The organism is Massilia sp. X63, assembly GCF_041023745.1.
Lineage (GTDB): Bacteria > Pseudomonadota > Gammaproteobacteria > Burkholderiales > Burkholderiaceae_D > Telluria.
This window is the reverse complement of the sequence record NZ_JBFTEF010000015.1, coordinates 51,358-73,127: the sequence shown is the minus strand read 5'-3', so window position 1 is coordinate 73,127 and position 21,770 is coordinate 51,358. Positions and strand designations below refer to the sequence as shown.

Genomic DNA, 21,770 nt, shown 5'->3' with positions numbered 1-21,770 from the left:
ATCATCCTCCGCCAATCACGGTGTTTGCCTCTGCCGCCAGCTCGCCCGATGCGCTGAGCAGGACCAAAAACGCCGCGCGGCCTTGCAGTTCTTCGTTCTCAACAACCACCGATGCGGTGCCGTTGTCCTTGAACGACTTCACGCTCACGACCACGCTGGACGCCGGGTCGCCAGCCTGGGTGCGAATATCCACGGACAAATTCGCGTACTGGCCATCCACAGCTACCGTGCAGCGCAAACCCTTCCAGGCGATGTCGGTGACCTCGACTACCTGCTTGCCTAAAGCGTTCCCTCTTCGGGTCACCATCAACTCCAGCGTCAGACACTCCTGCAAACTCAATCCGCCGTGGTTGTAATCCACCGATTTGCCATAGCAGCTCACACCGTCCGCCAGCGCGAACTGCTGATTGGGGTTCCAAAACCAAGGGTACAAACGCTCACTGGTGGAAGCTCCAGGCTTGATTGAGGCGCAGCGTCCCCATTTGTTGTCAGTGAGGTCCTTGGACATTTGGATCGTGGGTAACTTGCCCGGCATAAGTAGCCAGCCGTGGTCAGTCACCACCCTAACGCTGTTCCAGCCTGCAGCCAACAAGGTGGCGATGCGTTCTGCAATTTCTGCGAGAAGCGCGTCTATGTGCTTGGCAAGTTTCCAGCCCCGCGCATGTCCCTCGTTGTCGATGTCGCCAAACTCGCACCACGCGTTACCCTGGCCGTGACCATTCTCAGTGCGCTCCAGCACTTTCCAGTGGTTATCGTTCAGCAGCTTCTTCAAGTGGTAGCCGCCCTTGAGCGACTGGCCAGTGGCGGCGACGCAAGGCTCAAAGTCGTCGCAGTCGTCGGTGCCGCTGATCTTGGTCCTTACTGGGGAAGCAGCCGCTTTGCCTGTCGCGGTCACGCTGGGCAATGCCGTCCAGCCGATGTTCTCCGCCACCAGGCAGCCGCGCGCCTCCAGGGTCGCCGAGAGACGGCGGGCCGCGTCAAAGCGCAAGCCATCCACGAAAAGCACACACTCACCCTTGGCGGTGGCGAAGGCCTTGGCACTGGCACTGGCACTGGCAATCGTCCCTCCGGGGTAGCTCGATCCATCGACCAGTTTCTGCAGGTAGCGCGCAGACTCCTCCAGCCAGGGTAGATAGATCGCCCGGGCGGCAGCCGTCACCGCATCAACATCCGCCACTTTGTCTACGCACGCCAGCGCCGACAGAATCGCATCGTCGGCGCGCCAGCCCTGCGTGGCATAACCGGCCTGCAAGTCCGCAACTGAGCCAGCCGCTAACGCCGTCTTGGTTACTTCCGCAACCAATGCTAGGTGCTTGGCGGCCAGCGCCAGCGGCGATTCACCCAACTCAGCCCACACCAACTCACGGCGCGGCGCATGGGTCCTCTCCAATTCCAGCACCCGCTTCCTCGCCTCGTGCGCCGGCATATGGCTTAAGGCGAGCAAGTCACGATGGAGTGCTTGCTCCTGTTCCTCGTTCCACTGTGGCCAGCCACCAGCAGAGTCAGCCGTGACGAAGAGGTCAAAAATCGGTGGCTTGCACTGACGGATTCGGCTCGGGATGTTGGGGTAACGCTTCGGCGCCTCGCCGTAGCGTTCCCACACCGAATGCCAGGGCCCCTCGCGCGTCGCCAATTTGCTTGCACCGGCCAGAACGCCGTCAGCTTGGGGGTTGAACGCCAGCTGTGACTTGCAGACCTCAACAAAAGCCTTCCACTCGTTGGTGCCGCGCGTGGCCTGGAACGCATCGCCGAGATCCAGCCACTGCAGCAGGTCGCGCACCGGGTCGCCGCCAGTCAGCAAAGTATTGAAGTAGTCCTTATCCAGCCGTTTGCCCTTCAGCAGTTCAAGCTCTTCATCCAGCAGCCGGTACAGCGCAAGTTGCATGGCATTCTTGGCATCGTTGTCCTGCGCCACATCCAGACCCATGCCGCCTTGGTCAGATTTCAAGAAGGCCATGATGGTCCAGTCCTTGGCATTGGCTTGAGACCAGATCACGCCCCGGTACTGCAGCTCAGCAAGGGGCTTCAAGAGCTCAGGGCAGTCCTCGATCGCTCGCAGGTCCTGGCGGCTCACCCCAGGCAGGTAGAACACCGGCACATGGTCGGCTGGCAGGGTGACATCGGGCGCATTGCCCGCGATCACACAGCGCAGCCAGATGGCTGGGCCCACACGATTTTCTGGGGCGTACTCGCCCAGTACCAGCAGCTCTGCCAATTCGCTCTGAAGGCGTGGAATCACCGCCTCCCACTGGCGGTCTTTGTCGGGCCACAGGATGCACGAGGGCGCGACTTGAACCTCGGGATTGAAAATCGCCGAGTCGCGCAGTGTTTTCACCAGATGCTCGATCACGCGCATGGCTGAGTCTCCGTCATGGCGAAGAGGCTCATCACCTGGTCAACCAGCGTGGCGGTCCGCGCATCGATCTGCGCCACGCTCCACGCCTCGGCCGTCGCCAATTCAGCGTTGAGCTTGAGTCCGTTCTTGTAGCCGACCTCGCGGCCCTTGCTATCGGTGCGGTCACGCTTGTCTTTGAAGCTTTTGTTGCCCAGCGCGCTGTTGAAACCGGAGATCGTCAGGTTGCCCAGCTTGTGAACGTGGGTCTCTTGAATGGCCTTCGCTTTCTTCGCATCGCCGTCAGCAATCATCGTCACCCATGACGCGGGGATGTTGTCGCCTTGGGGGAAGATGTGCTCAATGGTCCACACGAAGAGCTTGCCTTCATATTTCCACAGATCGACCCATGTCTCCTTGGTCATGCTCTGCTCGGCCAAGGCGCACAGCACAAACCGGGTGACCCCGGCGTTCTCCTCGTAGATCGCGCCTTCGAGCTTGTTGCGGAAAGTCGCATCGCTTGCCGACACTGCCAGCAACTCGTCGCAGATGATCTTCACCACGGCGGCCCCCGAAAGCTCTGCCACCTTATCGATGGTGGCCATGAACAGGCGCGTCAGGTCACGGGTGGGCGGCGTATCGGTGAGGTTGCGTCGAACGAAGAAGCAGACCAGCAGCCGCGCAATCTCTTCGAGCTGCGCTACGTCGATGCCCAGCGCCTCACGTCGCACCAACAGGTACAGCATCAACAGGTAAGACGGAGCGCCCTGAATGCGGTCCAGGTCCTTCAGTGGCTTGTCCAGCGGAGCCCAGGCCTCGTCCGTATTCCGGCCCAGCATCAACGCATATAGCTGGCCAGCGGAGCGAATAGCCTGAAGGTGGTGCTTGGCGTCCTGATTGATCAGCTTCTCGTAGATCTGGATCAGATTAGACCGTGTGGCCACCGGGCCCAGAGGGTCCTTCTTCTTGTCCTCGTCCTTGCGGAACGGCACGTTCAGGGGGTCTTTGAACGCGTTGTAGTAGTGCCGGAAGAAGCGCTCTTGGACGCTGTAGTCGTCGCCCAGATACCCCAACAGCTTGTTCCAAACATCAAAGTAGTGGTCAACCTTGCCGGGCTCGGCGGTCTCCAGCCGCGCCAGCAGCTTGTTCTTGATCAGGTCGATGGCCGTGAGCGGCATGCCACGGTTGTTGAGCGACTCAAACAGTGTGTAGGCATCAGCGTGGCTGGCCACTTCGATCTTCACCAAGCAGGCCTGGCTCACCTTGTCGAGAAAGGCCATGATCAACGCCAGGCGATCGCTCCCACCATTCACCATCTCTTCGATGCGTGCCTGGAAGTAGCGGAAAGCGCGGAAGATCTTGCGGTTGCCCGCATAGGCTGGCGTATCAAAGGGGCTGATCACGCCCACGTCGGACAAGACGGCACGGTAGTCGCTCTGGTTGTTATTCTGAATCTGCGGGATGACGCGCAACTGGTCGTCTCCCTTCTTCAGCACGAGCTTGCGCTTGAGGTTGATCAGCTCCACGCGCTGATCGTCATCCAGGTCTTTTTCGTGCAGTTTTAGCGACTGGTATACCGCAGCGAAAAGCAGCGACAGCGTCGTCAGCCGCTGCTGGCCGTCCACCACTTCCAGCCGCTGTACCGCCAAGGTGTCAGTAGTCTGGTTGATGCAGATGATCGAACCCAGGAAATAGCCGGGGTCGTTCTCTTGCACGTCATCAAACAGCGACTCCCACTGAGCCTTGCTCCAGGTGTACTCCCGCTGGTAGCGCGGAATCGCATAAACCACGCCTGCTTCAATGTCGAAGAGCTGCGAAACTGGATAGTTATTGACCGACTTGATCACTTGGCCTTCTCCCGTGCCTTCTGTTTTTCCTCAAGGCTCAAGTGGTGGTCGTTGACGCGGTCACCAACCTTGCCGCCGTATTGCAGGCCGAGCTCATACCAAGGCGCAGAGGGCGCGTCGCTGCCACGGTCCTTTTCCCAATGCAGACTCTTAGGTTTGTCACGCAGAACGCCAGCCCCTTTTTTTCCGACATCCGGAACAGAGAGGAAGGGGCGGATGTTGAGGCGCACACCGTCGTTAAGATCGGGGTTCCAGCCAATGGGCTGCTGCTCGATGGGCTTCCAGCGCACAAAGATGTCGTAGGGCGCCTCACCGGCCAGGATCAACTCCAGGCGCTTCTTCAACGCTTCGGCGGCTGCCAATTTTTCCTGAGCTGCGTCAACGCTGTTCTCGGCATCACGCTTCTGGCGGCTGATCCAATCACCCAGGTAGGTGTAGATCAGTGCTTCCAGCGTCTTGTAGTCAAGCTTGTGGTAGTTGACCAAGGCGGCAAAGCCATCGGATAAGCCGTCCCAGATGTGCCACACAAACGGGCGATTACCGAACAGCGCACAGTGCTGTGTAAAGAACTTGTCGCGCAGCCAGGTTTCTAGCGACTTGCCGGCGTGGTCAGCGGCCTTCAGCAGCTGTGCCAGGACGTCATTACTCCAGTCTGTACCGTAAGCATCCGCTAGCAGATTCAATAGTCGATCACTTGCCGATGCTTCGCGGCCTACCGGCGGAATGCAAACGATGCCGTCTTTGTCGGCATGACTTACAAGCGCTTGGCTCTTGGCAATCCAGTCGCGAGCATCGTCGGACAACTCCATCTTTTCGTCCGTCTCAGTGGGCCAGGTGTAGCCGAGCAGGCGAGCGACGGCCACTTGCAATGGATCGGTCGAAGGTTGCGGGTGGCCGTGAAAAATGCGCTGCGTCGGGTCATCTGAATACGGCAGTGGAAATTGCTTTTCACTTTTGAATATCCCCCCTCGCGCCCAATCCTGCTTAGAAAAGACTACCTTTTCGAAGCTACTGTTCGTCGGCTTAATTGATTGGTCAAATTCACGAACCAACCGTGAGAGTTCACCGGAGAATGCGAACTCCAGTAACGCTGGGGCATCGTCGCTTGCTCTGGGGAAAATTACCGTAACATTGCTATCAAAGGCCCCTCCTGCGTACATCGTGCATGGAAGTGCCGACATTTGGCTAACTACCACGCCTCTCTTCCCCCACGCACGCAGACCTTGCTTACGAGCCAATAGTCCGCCGTCGTCACTCCAATCAATAACGCCTTCGAGGCCGCCAAAAAGCCGTGTAGAACTAACTGTGCTTTGTAGAGGAATCCAGCGACTTTCGCTCCGACATACCTCCCAGAATAATTTCGTTAGTCGCTCATCATCACCCGACTTTATGCCTTGCACCGAGGATGCGTGCTGACCAAGAAACGCCGATCCTTCAGCTTTCTCCGCCAGGAATATCGAGTAGCCCGGATTTTTAAGGATGTTTGCCTGCGATATTGCATCGAATGTGCCTGAGCGAATCAATTCGGATTTCTCCAGGTAGGAGCTCCCTCTTCCACAATCCAATGCAAAATAAGAGTGGCCGGTCTTCGGGTGGCCATTTGCGAAACCCAGGAGAACCACGTTGACCACTTCGCCGGTTATTTCTCGAAATGCGCCCGGCCCGAGTCGGAATATGTAATTAATAGCGGCACCCGAAACTAGGTCGCGTCGGAATGTCGTGTAACTCGGTTGAACAAGCCAGTCCTGCGGCAAAACCAAGTTGACTACTCCCCCATCCCTTAGTGCCAATTCCGAGCATCGTAGGAGGAATGCCGTAGCAAGATTTGCCTTGCCGGAGGCATAGTGATCCTCGATGTAACCACGCAGAGTTTCGTCAAGATTCAGACCAGCGCTGTAAGGCACATTCGTGATGACAAAGTGATACTTTTGAGACAATAGACGAGCAGCTTCGAGTAATCCTTGAGCCCCGATGGCTAACTCCCAACGATCGTTGTCCTCATCGGATTGGTTCCGAGTGCGTTCCGTGCCTAGCGCCTTGCTCAGAAGATTTATCAGCGTTTCGTAACTTGACGTAGCAAGGTCATTTTTCAGACTGCGCGCCGGGTCCAGCAAGCTACCAAGTACCGGAGCATTGGAGAAACTTGCGTGCAGTTGGCGTAATTCTTGGCGCACGTACTCAGCGTTTGGTACCTCATCGGGCACCAATGCCTCCCAGTCCTGAGCCTTAGCGGCTACTTTCAGACCGCAGCAGGCGATGTTGGGGGCCGGAATCTCCCGCACACCGAGCGACTTGCCAGATGCATCTGGATAGCGCCACGCCTCCAGAGCCACCGCGAATACGGCGATCTCCACGCAGCGCGGGTCCAGCTCTAGCCCATGGATGTTCTCGGCCAAGACTCGGTTAATCGCCTCTTTGGCACTCAGGACCTCCGCCGCCATGCGCATCGGCACCAGCATCAGGAAGGCTGCCACCAGGAAGTGCCCCGAACCGCAGCACGGATCAAGCAGCTTGAAGTCGGCCAGGGAGTTGGGCCAGCCCTCGAACTTGCCAGCAGCGGGCGTACCGTCTTCCAGGGTGCGGAAGTAGTCGAGATTGACCGGGCACAGTTTGCCTGGATGCCGGGTGGCCCACCATGCGCCGAGCGAGTTGTGCAGCAAGAAAGCCACCATGTATGGCTCGGTGAAGAGCTGGGTGACGGCCGGCAACTCGTCGGCGCCGATCTTCACTTCCGACTTGTTGATGCGCTCCTTGTTATCGGCTTGCCAGAACTGGTACACCCAGCCCAGGCTGTCGCTAGCCTTGAACACGGCATCGGGTAGATCCTTCAGCAGACGCTCAAGCTCGCTCTGGTGCTCGGGTGCAAAGGTCAGCTCGAACACTGGCGAGCCGGGCTTGAACACCTGCGGCAACATGCGGGCGGCCAACTTGCCAGCCAGCTCCCAGCCGCTCTTGGCGCCCTCGTCGGGCGCCAGTTCATCGCACTCTTCGATGGTGACAGCCACGCCGTCGTACATCAGCAGGTTGTTGTCGGCCAGGAAGCGGGCGAAGAGCATGCGGTGCCAGTGCTGGTAGGCCACTTCTTGCACTAGGTGCTGCACCTCTTGCTTGCCGTAAGTCGGGTTGGTGCTTTTCGAGTCACGGGCGTCACCGAGCTGTTTGCCGTGGGTGCGCAGGCGGTTGCGCAGCGCCTTCTCGGCATCGCTCAGAAATGCTTCCGGCTTGTCGTGGCCAACGCCCAGTTGGTCTACCGCCGCGTGCGCAGCAGCTTCAGCAACCGTGCGAGCTGCTTTAACCGTTTTCTCCAGCGCGCTGCGCAGGTCTTTATCCAGAGCTTGCATCATGCGTGTTCAGGCCTCAGTGAAGAACGACCGGGCCGTTTTTCAGGGCCTGCGCTATGGTTTGTCGGGCATCGTTCAGCCAGGCGTCGATCTCGGCCTCAGACTTGATGGTGCGGCTGGGCAGCTTGACGAATTGCGCCTTGGGCTCCATCAATTCAGCGGCAGCCACCAGCACGGCGTCGAAACGCGAGTCGATGGCGGCCACGCGGTCGGCGAAGGACCCCAGCGAGAGCCGATCCACCGTGGCCAGCACCTCATCGGTGTTGGCCACTTGTACTTTGGGTGCGTCGGTGAGAGTGAGCTTCTGGGCGGCCAACAGGCTGTTGCGCTGCTCGGGCTCCAGCTGCTTCCAGTTGGTATCGATGTCCAGGCGCGCCATGCCATTCTTGTGGCGTGTCTGGTATTCGCCGTGCAGGCGATTAAGCTCATCACGCAGTAGCTGGGTGAGGCTGGCCATCAGCGGCGTGACGGGATCAGGTTCCTCCAACAGCTGGCGCTGCTGCTCCAGGTGCGCAACCTGCGCCACCAAGACTTCGGCACCGGACAAGCCGTTGGCCTGGGCTAGCAGACGCTTGAGGGTGTTCCATGCAGGCAGGCGTTTGTCGATGCGTTCGGCCAGATCCGTCCATGTGTCGATGGCGGCACTGAGTTCGTCGCGCTGGTTGTAGAGGGCCAGCAGCTGCTCATTGCCTGCGGTCAGGCGGATTTCTTCCAGTCCCTTCGTTTCTGGCCGTGCTGGGCGAGGTGCATCGCCGCCGGCGCGGTTGGCAAGCTCCTGCGCGCTGACCAGAAACTGCGGCACGTAGGCCAGTTCTTCGCCTTGCTTGGCGCTGAGGCCGACTTTCTGCAGCACCTTACGAATCTGGATGCGCTGGGCAGCCGAAACGGTAGCCGACTCGACCTTGAACATGGTCTTGCCGATAACCTTGCGCTCCATGTCTTTCGGGTCAATGGTTTGACCCTTCTCGTCCTGGGCGCGGATCAGCCCAGCTACCAGCAGCACCTGTAAGCCACCGTCCACCGCGTCACCTGGCCAGCCGTAGGTGGCACCTTCGAAGTTCTTGCGGATGTCGATGCCCTTCTTGCCGCCGGCAATGAAAGCCAGGATGGCTTTGCACACCGGGTTCTTGGCGGGTTCACCGTCGTCGCCCACGCTCTTGAGGGCATCTGGCGCGCCGTTTTGGGCCTTCTTCAGAACGTTTTCCCAACCAGCATGGTCGGCAATATGGAACTGCGGGTAGAGGCGTTGCAGCGCGTTGGTAGCGGCTTCTAGCGTCATGTCCTGTAGGTCGGTGCCTAGGATCTCGTTGCCGCCCCCCTGGAAGACGCGGGCGCCAGAGAAGGCCTCTTGCAGCAGTTCGCGGATCTTGCCTTCAGCGGTTTGCTTGGTGGTCTCCATCGCCGAGCGGGCCTCGGTTCCCTCAGCGGTGTTGGGCACGCCGCGCGTGTCCAGCGTGGCACTGGCCGCCTTGAAGTCGATAAGAAAGTGGCGCAGATCGTCAGCCGAACGCTTGGGGATGAAGACGAACACCGTGGGCGACTGGTTGCCCGCCTGACGTGCGTCGGCACGCACCGAATTATCGTCAATGCTCCAGCCGTCACGCACCCAAACGCAAACCTTCTCGCTGGCGTCAGCAGGCAACTGTGCATCGAACACTGGGAAGATGTCGCGCGTCACTTTGGACGTGCCCTGGGTCAGCGAGAGTTTGCGTACCATCTCGCCGAACTTCTTCCGAATGCGGTCGTCGCGCTCGGCGTCCACCCGATGGGCTTCATTGGCCAGGCTGTTTCGCTGGCTGAGGAACTCGTCGTTCCAGGCGGCGCTTTCCTCGGTTTGGATGCGGTACTCGTCACCCACCTTCATTAGCAGCTCGCACTTATCGAGCAACCCGGGGAGCTTGCTGCGCAGGGCGCTGGAACCTTGTGTGAGATCTTCCACCAGCAGATCAGCCAGCGTGTCGACCGTGGCGCGGATACCGATCTCGTTGTTACTGCTGGCCAGCTTGTTGATGAGGAAGACCAAGCCGCAGGACCGTGCCATCAGACGCTGGTCATCGGTTCCCTTGGCCCAGACCATGGTCTTCTCATGCACCTTGCGCGGCAGGATGCGCGACTGCAGTAGCTTGTCGGCTGCGTCGAAGTAAAGGTAGTCCGCTGGCACAACGCTGCCTACCGGCGCGTCCACATTGGTCTGGATGACCTTGTGGATCATTGAAAGCTGGTTGCGAAGCTGGCTATCGGTACCGGTTTGGTCCAACACGCGCAGCGTGTTTTCCCAGAATCGGCGCCGCACCGGCAGGATTGGGTAGTCCTGCGGAAAGAACTGGATGTCATCGCCACGGTGGCCGATCGTGGTACCTGCCAAGTGGCGAGAGATTTCGCCCAGGTTGGTTTGCATCACTTTCTCGACCGGGGCTTTGGCTTCTGGCTTCTTGGCCAGGATGACCTGACGGATCACAGCATCTACGTCCGCATCTGACAACTCCACGCGCACAGTAAAGCGGCCCTCGAGCTTCTTGAGATTGGAGGTGCCTGTGACTGCGGTCTGGCCGGTGCCGATGAACAGCATCTTGGCGCCGATGTTCTTGCAGCACGCTTCGACCACTTCCTGCACATCGATGGAGCGTTGGCTGTCTTCACCGATGTACTGCTGCACCTCGTCGAGCACCACCAGGGTCAGCGGAAACTTGCCGTCGCGGGTCAGCGCCAGGCGGATAGCTTTGAGCATGTCACCGCTGGAGACGTCCTGCACATAGGGGTACAGATTGTTCAAGGTCTCGACGCAGGACGCTGGCGACGTGAACAGGTTAGGCTTGGCTTTGACCAGGGCTTCGTGCAGACCCTCGGCCACGTAGAAGTTGTCGAGTTCTTCGTTCCAGTCGAAGCCGCTCTTTTCAACATGGCTGCGAACGGCTTCGTAGATGCCTTCATGCTGAAGCCACATGACAAAGCGCGCCACCGGGTACTGCTCGGGCAGGCCAACAGACTTGAAGAGGATGCCAAGTAAAGCCATGCGGACGGACTTGTCGCGCGAGCTGGAGCCTAAGGTGCCAGACGCCGCGTGTAGCCCACCGTGGCGCTTGGCCTGGGTGCTGAGTTCTTTCAGGGAGTCGCTGACGCCTTGAGGCAGGTTGGCAATACCGCGTGCAGTGGCGCCATCGTCAAACTGGCTATCTACCCAAAGGGCCCGCAGCATCTTGACCAGGTGCGATTTACCCGAGCCATAGAAGCCGCTGACCCACACGGCTGGCTGCTCGGCCTGTTCGATGTTCTTCAGGTAAACGTCAAGGATGTGCTCCAGACCCTTTTCGTACTGGCCATCGCAGACGAAGGTCTCAAGTTCGTACCGCAGCACGGAAAGCGCCTGGTTGGTCTTTTCGTCGTTGACGCTGGCAACGCCCTCGTTGACCAATTTGCGGGTCGACGGGTCCTTTTGATAGATGTCGCGATTGAGCATGGTTTCCCTTTAATCAGAATTCTTTGTCTGCGGTGATCGGTACCGCCAGGTAGTTCCAGCCGTCGTACCCGTCCAGTAATCGGTAGTTGTTGTCTTCGTAGCTGCCAGGGAAGAACACAAGCAGCCGGCCCTTTACCTTGGGCGCGAGCTTGTCCACGACTTCCTTGACCTTCAGGAAACCGAACAGCGAACCGACGCCCTGCAGCGCCACGACGAAGTCGCCGCTGATATTTTTGTCTTGCAGGAAGGCATCGAACTCAGCCTCAATGTAGCCTAGGTATTTAGGCAACAGCGTCGACAGAAGATTGGGCTTCTGGAAATAGCTCTTGGCGTAGCGCTGGGACGCAAGCCAGTTCGGAAAGGAGTCGGTCAGGTCAAACACAACCCAGTCATGGCCCGCCGCGCGAGTCGCGATCTCAAATTCATCGACCTTCGCACGCAAGCGCAGCTCTTCCGTTTCGTGGTACACGCAAAAAATGACGCGCTGGGCAGCGGCGGCGTCGTCACGCCATGGCACAGAGACGTATTTGCTGTAGGACTGAATCAGTCGTTTAATTCGGCTCACGTAACCACTCCATTTCCTGCGCGGTGATCAGGTTTGGGAAAAGCACTTCGACCACTTGCCCGACACGCTTGAGCGAGATCCAGCCCCGGCGTGAGGCGTCCTCGGCCAACTCCATCGTCCTTTCGAAGGAACAGTCGAGCATCTTTGTGTAATCACTTTTGAACAGCGACTCGCCGCGCAGACCGCTCACGTAGCCAAGCAGAAGCGCTACGGACACCGCGCCAGGCGTCGCCACTGCGCGGGCCCGCACTTTGCGCACACGCCCAGCAAGGTGGCCGGATTGAGTCCAGGACGAGTTGATGTTCTGCGCGGTGGACTTGAGCGTGGCTTTACTGAAGCGTCCCGGCTCTTGCGCGTCGATAAGATCTTCCATCGACTCACGAGTGATGGTGGCCCCTTCCGGAAATCCCAGAATGAAGGGTGCGGTGGCCCGAAGCATGGGGTCGCGCGTGTAGGCGCACAGGGCGGCCAACAGCGGCTGCCCATCCACATCACGCTGCCAAAAGAAGCGTAGAGCGCGAAACACCAATAAGCTGGGGTCGAGCGCATAGAGGTCGGCCAGATGCCGAAAGGTCAGCGTCCGCGTTTTGCCGGAGCGCTTACCCAAGCAATTGGCGGTCTGGATGGCATCCAGATAGCCTGACTTGGCTGCGGCGCTCGTGTCTACATAACAAAGCAAGGTCCGCAACTCGGCGAGCATCATCGTACGAGCGGTATGTACGCCACCGCGCTCAAAACTGAATCCCAGCCGCTCCAGCTTTTCGTTCTTTTTATTTTGAATATTCACTTATCTTCAATCCTTATGCCGTGGCCTCAATCGGCATCGAAATCGATACGCTGTTGATCAGGGGCTCGGTAGCCAGGTGCTAGGACAGCACTCATCACTCCATAAAGGGCCAGGTGATCTTTTAGCCAGAGGCTGTACTCATGACCATTCAGGCTGTGATCCGGTGACGCATCCACTCCCCAACGCAACAACATATACCCAGCTACTGCAGCTCGAACGCGCATCCTGATCGCACCGTCCTTCATTCCATAATCCGTCTGGATAATCTCCGGGCGCTTAAGACGTGGATGGGGAACCAAGTCCAGTTCTACTATCCTGGTCCACTGAATGTCGGCATCCATCTGCTCATGCGCAAACGACTCTTCGTTAAGAGAAACTGGATTCTGGATACGAGTTATGACGAAGTCTCGGAACTCACCAGACTTACGGTCGAACGCCCGGACGTGCCAGCGAAGGCCTGTATCGACCAACGCGAATGGGACGATGACCCGCTCTGACTCACCACTAGTCATAGACTGATAGCGGATTGCTACCGGACGCTTGGCATAGATCGCCCGGCAGATAGGCGCTAACACATCCATCCGAGGGCAGCTCAGTTTTACTGGAAACTCGCATGGAAGCAGTGATCTTGGCTCCCCGTCAACCCCATCCCCGAAACCCAGCGAGAGCGCCGATAAGACGCGCTGCGGAGGGTGTTCAAAAATCGGGGCGAACTCACTACTGATCCGATAAGTCTTGCTGCTGTTGTCAAAATCGATATTTTGTGGGGCCAGTTCCCGATACATTGCGATGTCTCGGGTGGCACCAGCTGGGGCAACGCCAAATCGAGCGGAAAGATCTGGGCGACCTATTTCCCCCATGAAATACAGGCGAAATTCAAGGTAAGTCAGTCGTTCACGCTGAGCCTGGCTCAGGCTACCGATACGCTGCGAATACATACGCAATTGCTCCTCGTCAATGAAAATCAACGAAAAGCCCAAAATCACACAGCATTCTGCTCATTACCCACCCAACACCTGATCAAATTGATTAGATCATACATCGACCTTTTTCTTATTGCAATAGATTTCTGGTATGCATTTCCGCGTAACCGTGCTGATTGGAATGGTTCAGCGGAGCAACATCGTCTCCTGCGCCCCAAGATCGTGACCCAAGACCGAAGCGAGGGATTCTTCACATATATATGATTTTCATGGCTGCCCGAAGCCAAAGCCCGAAACCGTGAATATGTTTCGTGCCTTCTCATTCGTACCAGGAAAAGGAAATCCCAAATGATAGACATCACAGCAAAACCGACCTGGCAGTGGTCAAGCAAGAACGCCAACACCCCTTCGGCCAATACGCGAACCAACCATGCAAGCGCAATCGTAATCAAACAGACTTTGCTGCCACGCAGCCTTGACCTGGCCTTCTCGCTCAAGTACCGGCGCTGACCGACCCGTCACGCCCCCCCCAAAACCAACTGAATCCCCATGACCGCGAAGTCATGGGGATTTTTGCTTTCTGAAGCATCGACATACAACAGGAGATCAACATGACAAAGACAAACCCCACGGATACATCGCCGACGATTCCCGAATCATCGACACCCATCGACGCGACCACGCCGGATGCCGCCGTCCCACAATCGTTCTGGCTGCTCAAGGACGGCACGGCCCCCAAGCTGGGCGCACGTGCCGAAGGCAGCATCAACTACAACGTGCTTGCTGACGATGAACGTCAACTGCTTTTCATCGCCATCACCGGCAACAAGGGCGGTGGCTACTTCAGCAAAGAACATGTGGACATTTCCAAGATCGAAGCGTGCCTGGACACAACGGCGGCCGCCAAGCCCTTTCCATCGAAAACGCTCAAGGACGCCTTCGTCGGTCGCAGCAGCAATAACGCCGGATTTCTCGTCGCCGTGCTGCGGCACGAAGGTTTGCTAGCAGCAGCGCCTGAGGCAGAAACGCAGCATGTGCGATCCGGGGATTGGCCTGCATGGAAGAAAGCGATGCTTGCCGAAGCGGGAAAGCTGATTGAGGTCGGTATCACGGATGCTGACAAAAAGCCGCTCGAAACAGCGCAGGCTCCGGAACAAAAGGAACAGGCAAAAACGCTGTCCCTCCCGCGCAAAAAATAGCACTGCGCAGGGCAACCTCGCAGATCGCTTAGTGGAATGCCACCAGACGTTTGGGCTGCAAGTTCTATTACGACTTCAACGACGGCTACAAGGCCGAGTCCAGTCATCTACCAACAAAACGCCCGAAGCTCCGTAAAGGACCTTCGGGCGTTTCCCATTTAAACCTACCAGCCAGAAGCTTCAATCATGACCAGTCAATCACCTACCCCAATCCTCAGTTGGTCGCGTAACACTTGGCGGCGATGCGCCGCAGGTGAACCGCCAATTCGCATCCATTGGCCGCCAAGCACCGGCTTCATGTTTCGCTTATCAACACGCTTCAGCCGTCTGGCTAGTGCCCCCGTTGGCGAACAAGACCCGTGACACCCCACCTCCGAAAGAACAAGTCATGAAACCAGCATCTCAAAACTTTACGATCATCGTGAACTGGAAAAAGAAAGGGTTCGGTTGCGCCAAGGTCTGCTCGTACTGCAACTGGCGCGATTCACCACTTCTGCCGCACGGCGCTCAAAGTGCCAAGGACATTTCAGCCTTCATCAAGCAATGTGATAAATCGTTTATCACGATTAGCGGCGGTGCCGACCCTCTGTACAAGTTCGAGGAATACGAACCGCAATTGCTGGCGATGATTCAGATCATCAAAGAGCATGGCTTCAAGGTCCGCATCATCACCCGCGAAATTCAACATGTCGCCAAGCTCAAGGGAATCGTGGATTACGTATCGATCTCACTGGACCCTGATGTGCTGGCCGCCATTGGTCACTATCAGCACGAATGGGAGGGTATTGACATCGAATACTCGCTGGTCCTGCCGCCACTACCGACCGCCGCCATCGTCACGCTAAAGCCCCAGTATTTTTCGCTCTACGGCCAACTGGGCAAGCGCCTCGTGCTGCGCGAAAACCTCAACAGCATTTTCCCACTGGACTTCAGCCAGCTAGTCTTCGGACACAGCGGCATCGTGTTCGTCACCAAGGCACTTTGCCTGGCAAGCCGATACCTGACGACCGTCGATAGCGTAGGCCACGACCTCGTTCAAGATGGCGAACGCCTCGCTAACTATTTCATGAATGAGCCGCGCCTGCGTTTGTTTGGCGGCATCGTCAAGCATCTGATCAATCCCAGCATGCATCCTGAGTTTTCAGACATTGACATGATCGCACTTGATGCCGACGTGATGCGGATTCTTGAAGATCAATTTAGCTACACCTTCAAGGACGTATCGCAGACGGCAACCAGCTATCCACGCTACTTCCTCGGCAAGTCAGTACGGGCCGGGAAGACTATCCAATTGATCTTGATGAACACGCCAGCCGACGCGATGAAATTTATCGCGGGTGCGCAGTTCGACGTGGATAGGGTCAGTTTCAGCGCGGGTCAATTTCACTTCGACAGCACCATCGGCGAAACGGCCATCCGTCATGCCATCAATACCAAACAGGTGAGTCTGATCGACGGTGATCGGGACCTCAGCTTGTTCAGCATCAATCGCCCCCTCGTGGAACAGCGCCACAAAATCAAGCTGCTGCGCAAGGGGTTCACCATCAACGAATAAGGATTAACAATTCATGCAAGCCACTCTCTATATCAGCGCCGATGCAATGGCGACCATCAATGCCATCAAGGACCTCGACTACTATGATCGCGTGAGTCTGAGCGATGCCCAGGAGACAGACCTGACGACCGCTCCAGGCTACTTCCTCAACACGAACGCTCTTCAATTGGCCGAACTGCCAGCAGATGCCGACGTCGCTCTCCACCTGACACCATCGGCAGCCGCGACATACGATCGCCATGTCAACATCCCAGCGCATCTGCGCGGCGTCATCTTTTCCAACGCGCCGGACTTACCGCCCCAGTACTCTGAAATCATCGGGTACTGGTCACCGCTTCATTTGACCAATCATCATCGGTATGCTTGGGCATATCAGAACGTCCTCAACAGCTATTGCGTTAGCCTTACCGATATAGACAGCGATGTCGAAGTTCACAGCGATGACGAGCCCAAGACAGACCGTCTCCTTAACGATGGGCTTGTAGTCACCGTTACTGGCCTGGCCGCGCTGTTAGCCGTTTTTAGCCCCGAGCAATTCATCGCCGTTGACGTACCGATCAATCCGACAATGATTGGCCTCGAACTCGAGGGGTACCGATCCGCAGTGGCCTACTGTTCAACGCCGACACCGCAGATGGAAACGCTGTACTTGCAAATCGCTGACATCCTGGCTTCACCCGACGCCGACCTCGTTGCGATCTCGGCTATCCGGACTGAACTATCCGACTATGGGTACACGTACTAGCGCAATTCTTTTCGTTGGGCTGCCGCACGCGCCGCCCTCAATTTCGGCAAGAACTTTCCAGCACTACCGGGTTAGCAGCAATCGTCGATCTACCGTCGAGCAGCTAATTCAATCAGTCAAAAAGCCGAAACGGCATAAGCGCATCTTATATCCAGACAGGCGAACATCGCCCCCCAGTAACTGCTGGTGGGACAACTCCGTATGTCCGCCTTTACCATCATCAAAGGAAATCTATGAACCAAACGCATCATGTCAACGCAATGCTGTTCCCATTGGGCGATCTGGTCGCTACGCCCGGCGCCCTGAGCCTCCTCGAAAAAAATAGTGTGCTCCCAATGCGGCTAATCGCACGCCACATGCGCGGCGACTGGGGCGACGTGGCACTCGATGACGCCCGCGCAAACACGGCAGCCTTGCAACTGGGCTCACGTGTGCTATCGAGCTACACGCTGCCCGACGGGGCGCGGATATGGATAATTACGGAAGCCGACCGCTCGGCAACGACGGTACTACTCCCAGAAGAATATTGACCCACGTCGTCGCCATTAAGTTCTTGAAGTTGAACTCACTTGATCTATGCGCAGAAAGTTTTGCGCAGCGCCTCCCTCCCTCCCCTCTCGACCGGTTCCAGGGCTCGCTGCGGATCCCCGGACCTTCGCTGATCATCCACGCGCATCGCCGTCTCGCCGGGGAGGGAGGGATGCAGCTCGCGAAAATTCCGGGCCAAACGAACGCCACGTTTACCTGAAATGGACCGGAAGAAAAATTGATCGTGCCGGGTATGAATCCGTTGGAAGTTGACTGGCTTGCGAATGCTTACGCCATGCGCAACCGCGAGCGATTGGCTGCGCCCGGGCGGTAGGTCTAGTGAAACCGCTGTCGGCCCGCTCAACCAGTGCTGGTGCCTTTCCCAAACGTGGCTGGGAAGCCTAGTAGAAGACGAGCGCCGCCCAGCAAGGTCCTTGCGCCCGTGTCCTGTCGGGGCTTCACTAACGAGGTTCTTCACGAACCTTGAACAAGATAATAGGAAGGAAAATTAAAGGTTCCTCCTGAAGCAAATATCTGCCGCCCCGGTCTCCACCGCTGGCGGCTTTTTTCATTCCTAGGAGAACAAAAAATGCAAAGCCGCACAATCCAATTCACCACTCGCGTCTGCGAGCGCCTTGAGGGCCCAGCCCCTGACTCGAAAAGCAAAGACGTGGAATATACGGACGCTGCAACTAGCGTCAAGCTGACCGTGTCCAGGTCAAAGCTCAAGACTTGGTATTACCGTTACACGATCGGCGGTAAAAAACGGGCTATTCGGATCGGCGCCTTTCCTGGGATTTCCGTTGATGAGGCACGAAAAAAAGCGATCGAGTACGGTGCAATGGTCGACCGTCGAATCGACCCGCAATCGCAACGAGATGTGTTCAAAAAAACGCCCACTTTCGGGGAGTTCGCCATCACCGAATACCTTCCGTACGCCTACGAGCATAAGAGGTCTGCCGATATGGATGAAAGCAAGCTAAAGTTGCATATTTTGAAACGCTTTTCACACAAACGACTGTGCGATATTACTCGTTACGATGTCGAGATGTACCGAACTGAGATCGCTAAATCCCACTCGAACGCAACGAGCAACCGCCACCTCGCGCTGCTGTCCAGGATGCTGAATCTGGCCATCGAATGGGAGCGAGGCATCGAGAAAAACGTGTGCAGCGGTATGAAGAAACTGCAAGAGTCGAGCGACGTAGGCCGTGCATTGAAGGCGGACGAAGTGAAGCGTTTGGAGGCAGCACTGAACGCCGAGCCGAACCGCCTAGGCGCGCAGGCAGTCCTTCTCTTGATGTACACCGGCCTCCGTCACGCCGAAGTTCTCACGTTGCCGTGGAGTGCCGTTGATCTTGTTGGAGGCAAGCTATTCCTTGAGCATACGAAGTCGGGTAAGTCCCGGACGGTGACACTTAATCAGGTGGCGATCGATCTGATCAAGGAAATCAAACCGACGGGCAGTCCGTACCTGTTCCCGAACGCCGTCGATCCCCAGCGCCCGATGAACAATATTCGCAAATTATGGATGCGCGCCCTAGCAAATTCAAAATGCCAGCACGCCCGGCTTCATGATTTGCGACATTCCCTGGCAAGCGCAGCAGCAGTAGCTGGCGTGAGCTTGTATGCAATTCAAAAGATGCTGGGCCACGCCAGCAGCCAGACTACGCAACGGTATGCGCATTTGTCGGACAGCCGTGCTATGCGCGAAGCGTCCATGGCGGCGGTGACGATGCTGACTAACACTGATCGCTGATAATCCTACCCGCATGGGTCTCACGAAAGCCGTGCAGACCCATGCGGGCATTTTTTTCCGGACTGTTTCAGAAGTGCTGAAGTAGCCAAGCATAGGAACTTGCGCTCGCTCAGGAAATAAAAATTGACATCCATAAACCTTTTCGTTATTCTGCACACCGAATCTAGCCAGCCTCTATCTCTCGCCTGTCGCGAAGAGGCAACTGGGCCTAGATCAAGTAACAAAATACAGACAGGACTTCCTCCGGTTTCACAGCCGCACGGACGATTCGGCGAATAGACGAACCAGACCACCTGGAATCTAAACGCGACAACAATACATCCGGCGTGATAAAGCGACTTTTCGCAATATCACCCGAGACTAGTGTTTTGGGAATCGTACCGTTAATCCCACCACACGACCTGCGATACCTGCTGTTGAGCGAGTATTGTCATGTCCTGTCGGGTTTAACGGACCAGAAAACCACGTAATTGGACGTGGAACTGGTCGGCGCCGTGGTGCTCTTCCCCTTCTACTAGAATCCCCTCGCGCTTGCCAGCACGATAAGGATTACTGGCTTCGATCCACCATTAACTGGTGCTCGTGGCGTCAAGTTTAAAGCGGCGTCGGTGTTTACTCATATGCGAGAACCGACAACATGAATTCGAACTCAGAAGCATTCGACGGCGCAGAAGCCGCCCCGTCCCCGCACAGTACCGATAGAACGCCATTTATTATTACGTCGTTCCGCAATCAAACTGACAACGAACCAGACGCATGCGAGGTGATGTGGACGGATCTGTGCGAAAACTTGCTCGACCGCGACATCCGCGAAAAAAAGGATGGCCCAGCCTTTTCAGGGGCGGAATATAAGCCTGGCACCACCCGTTCTGATAGCAACGTAGTACGTTTGCACCTCGCGATCTTTGACATTGACTATGGAGACCGTGACGCTTTCGAAGCCAAGTGTCTCGAACTCAACTGGCAAGGCATTCTGTACTCAACGCATCTCCATACGGCAAAGGCTCCTCGTTTTCGTGCTGTCTTCCGCCCATCCCGCCCCATTTTGCCCAATGAGTGGAAGGCAATTTGGCCGGTGATGAACGAACTGCTGGGCGGAGACGCCGACCGCGCAGCTCGCGACCTGAGCCGCATGTATTTTTTGCCTAGCGCTCCCGCAGCAACGGAAAAACAGGCGTTCGTCAAGCTTCTCGATGGTGCAAATCCAGTCGATATCGACAAGCTGCTGGCGATGCCCATCGCTAAAGCAGGCGCGACCAAGCGGGCCAAAAAGGGGTCCAGTGGATCTTCCGAAGAACTCAAGATCCGTGAAGTTACCGACGCCGTGCATGCAGCGTATGCTGGCCGGCTCTGGTATCACTGCGAAAATTTCCGTATCTACGAGAACGGCTACTGGCGCAAAACCGATCAGCGTACCGAGATCGTCAAGCCTATTTTGGAGGACTTCCCTTGGCTTACTGCGGCTGGGTCCAATGAAGTGGTCGAGACGCTGAAGATCCTGTGCGCCTCGGCGGACACTGGCAGCAACAAAGACAAGGCGCAGGTCGATCAGGAACTGATGCGCCGCCTGATCTGCATGAAGAACGGAACGCTCGATCCGGTTACCGGTGAATTGCTTCCGCACGCTCCAGATTATCACCGGCTGTGCGCTCTCAACATCGACTGGGACCCGAACGCGAAAGCACCTCGCTTCTTGAAGTTCTTGGACGAAATTTGGGGCATGGAACCCGATTTCAACGAGCGCGTCAACTTCCTGCAAGAGTTCATTGGTTACATGCTTCTTCCAAGCAATAAATTCGAACGCTTCCTTTGGCTAACGGGTTCCGGTGCAAACGGCAAGAGTGTGCTGCTCGAATTGATGGCAAATCTGGTAGGCCGTGAAAACACGACCTGGGTGCATCTTGATCGCCTCAATAAAACCGCAGTTCGTGCCTCGCTCGAAGGCGTAATGTTGAATATTTCTACCGAAATGAATGCTGATGGCACGATGGCTGACGGTTACCTGAAGTCCATCACTTCCGGAGAGCCTATCGATGCCGAACCGAAGTACAAGGCGCCCTATTCATTCATTCCCACTGTGAAGTTGGTCGCGGCGACGAACCATCTTCCACGTTTGAAGGATACCTCGGGCGGGTTCGCTCGTCGCGCTGTCATCCTGTCTTGCAACAAGGTGTTCGCGAAAGAAGAACGCGACGCCGATCTCGGCAAGAAACTGGCTGGCGAACTCGATGGCATTCTGGTCTGGGCCGTGGAGGGGCTCAAACGTTTGCTGACCCGAAACCATTTCACCCCACCGCCGTCGTCTGATGCGACGGTACAGACCTACCGCACCGAGGCAGATTCTGTCGCCATGTTCAATCACGAGTGCCTCGACCCATGCGCGGAAGGAACTACATCTGGCGAACTCTACGCTGCCTACCGCGAGTTCTGCACGACGAACGGCTTCCAGCCGACTAATGTGGCGATCTTCGGCCGCAGGCTGACGGAGGTGAACGTCGGCACGCTCAGGAAATCCGGGGGCAAACCGATCCGCGCCGCGAAAATTCGTGTGCCTGTCGTGGGCGAACAGGTGGTGGAAGCGGAGCTGCTTGCTAGCAATGTGCGGACGCTGAACCGCAAGGGAACCAAGGTCAGCTCGGATGAGATGTTTGGTTAGCACTTGTGAGCAACACTTGCTCCAGATCAGATATCCATACTAAACGTTAACAAAAGTCCCGACCAACGGTCGGGAT

General features: G+C 57.0%; 14 protein-coding genes. 7 read left to right on the top strand and 7 right to left on the bottom strand.

What is annotated here, in order from left to right:
- Nucleotide 1 precedes the first annotated feature (1 nt).
- From pglZ to AB3347_RS22280, 7 genes are read right to left on the bottom strand one after another with little or no spacing between them, the layout of a single operon-like run.
- On the bottom strand, nt 2-2,356 hold the full coding sequence (pglZ, locus tag AB3347_RS22310) for a BREX-1 system phosphatase PglZ type B (protein WP_369093913.1): 2,355 nt from the start codon (nt 2,354-2,356) through the stop codon (nt 2-4).
- On the bottom strand, nt 2,347-4,179 hold the full coding sequence (locus AB3347_RS22305; protein ID WP_369093912.1) for a DUF262 domain-containing protein: 1,833 nt from the start codon (nt 4,177-4,179) through the stop codon (nt 2,347-2,349). The genes pglZ and AB3347_RS22305 overlap by 10 nt, the downstream gene beginning before the upstream one ends.
- Nucleotides 4,176-7,523 (bottom strand): DNA methyltransferase, encoded by a 3,348-nt coding sequence (locus tag AB3347_RS22300; RefSeq protein WP_369093911.1) that lies wholly within the window; start codon nt 7,521-7,523, stop codon nt 4,176-4,178. The genes AB3347_RS22305 and AB3347_RS22300 overlap by 4 nt, the downstream gene beginning before the upstream one ends.
- A 13-nt stretch (nt 7,524-7,536) precedes the next feature.
- Nucleotides 7,537-10,977, bottom strand: a complete 3,441-nt coding sequence (gene brxC / locus AB3347_RS22295; RefSeq protein WP_369093910.1) for a BREX system P-loop protein BrxC — start codon at nt 10,975-10,977, stop codon at nt 7,537-7,539.
- A gap of 13 nt (nt 10,978-10,990) precedes the next feature.
- Complete coding sequence (locus AB3347_RS22290; RefSeq protein WP_369093909.1) at nt 10,991-11,542, bottom strand: BREX protein BrxB domain-containing protein; 552 nt, start codon at nt 11,540-11,542, stop codon at nt 10,991-10,993.
- Nucleotides 11,529-12,329, bottom strand: a complete 801-nt coding sequence (locus AB3347_RS22285) for a hypothetical protein (protein WP_369093908.1) — start codon at nt 12,327-12,329, stop codon at nt 11,529-11,531. Before AB3347_RS22285 ends, AB3347_RS22290 begins: the two co-directional genes overlap by 14 nt.
- 26 nt (nt 12,330-12,355) lie before the next feature.
- Entirely contained in the window at nt 12,356-13,267 is a 912-nt protein-coding gene (locus AB3347_RS22280; protein WP_369093962.1) for a WYL domain-containing protein, read from the bottom strand.
- 333 nt (nt 13,268-13,600) lie between these two features.
- On the opposite strand from AB3347_RS22280, the gene AB3347_RS22275 reads away from it, so the two are divergent.
- The 7 genes from AB3347_RS22275 (at nt 13,601) to AB3347_RS22245 (ending at nt 21,694) form a co-directional block, all read left to right on the top strand.
- The gene (locus tag AB3347_RS22275) at nt 13,601-13,762 is read left to right on the top strand and encodes a hypothetical protein (RefSeq protein ID WP_369093907.1); all 162 of its coding nucleotides are present in this window, start codon (nt 13,601-13,603) and stop codon (nt 13,760-13,762) included.
- Between the two features lie 101 nt (nt 13,763-13,863).
- Nucleotides 13,864-14,451, top strand: a complete 588-nt coding sequence (locus AB3347_RS22270; RefSeq protein ID WP_369093906.1) for a hypothetical protein — start codon at nt 13,864-13,866, stop codon at nt 14,449-14,451.
- Between the two features lie 388 nt (nt 14,452-14,839).
- Nucleotides 14,840-16,006: a radical SAM protein gene (locus AB3347_RS22265; RefSeq protein WP_369093905.1), complete on the top strand. Its 1,167-nt coding sequence runs from the start codon at nt 14,840-14,842 to the stop codon at nt 16,004-16,006.
- A gap of 13 nt (nt 16,007-16,019) precedes the next feature.
- A complete protein-coding gene (locus AB3347_RS22260; RefSeq protein WP_369093904.1) occupies nt 16,020-16,751 on the top strand; it encodes a hypothetical protein in 732 nt (243 codons plus the stop codon).
- A gap of 233 nt (nt 16,752-16,984) precedes the next feature.
- Nucleotides 16,985-17,281 carry a hypothetical protein gene (locus AB3347_RS22255; RefSeq protein WP_369093903.1) on the top strand — a complete coding sequence of 99 codons (297 nt, stop codon included), beginning with the start codon at nt 16,985-16,987 and terminating at the stop codon, nt 17,279-17,281.
- A gap of 587 nt (nt 17,282-17,868) precedes the next feature.
- Entirely contained in the window at nt 17,869-19,038 is a 1,170-nt protein-coding gene (locus AB3347_RS22250) for a tyrosine-type recombinase/integrase (protein ID WP_369093902.1), read from the top strand.
- 637 nt (nt 19,039-19,675) lie between these two features.
- The gene (locus tag AB3347_RS22245; RefSeq protein WP_369093901.1) at nt 19,676-21,694 is read left to right on the top strand and encodes a phage/plasmid primase, P4 family; all 2,019 of its coding nucleotides are present in this window, start codon (nt 19,676-19,678) and stop codon (nt 21,692-21,694) included.
- Nucleotides 21,695-21,770: the final 76 nt, after the last annotated feature.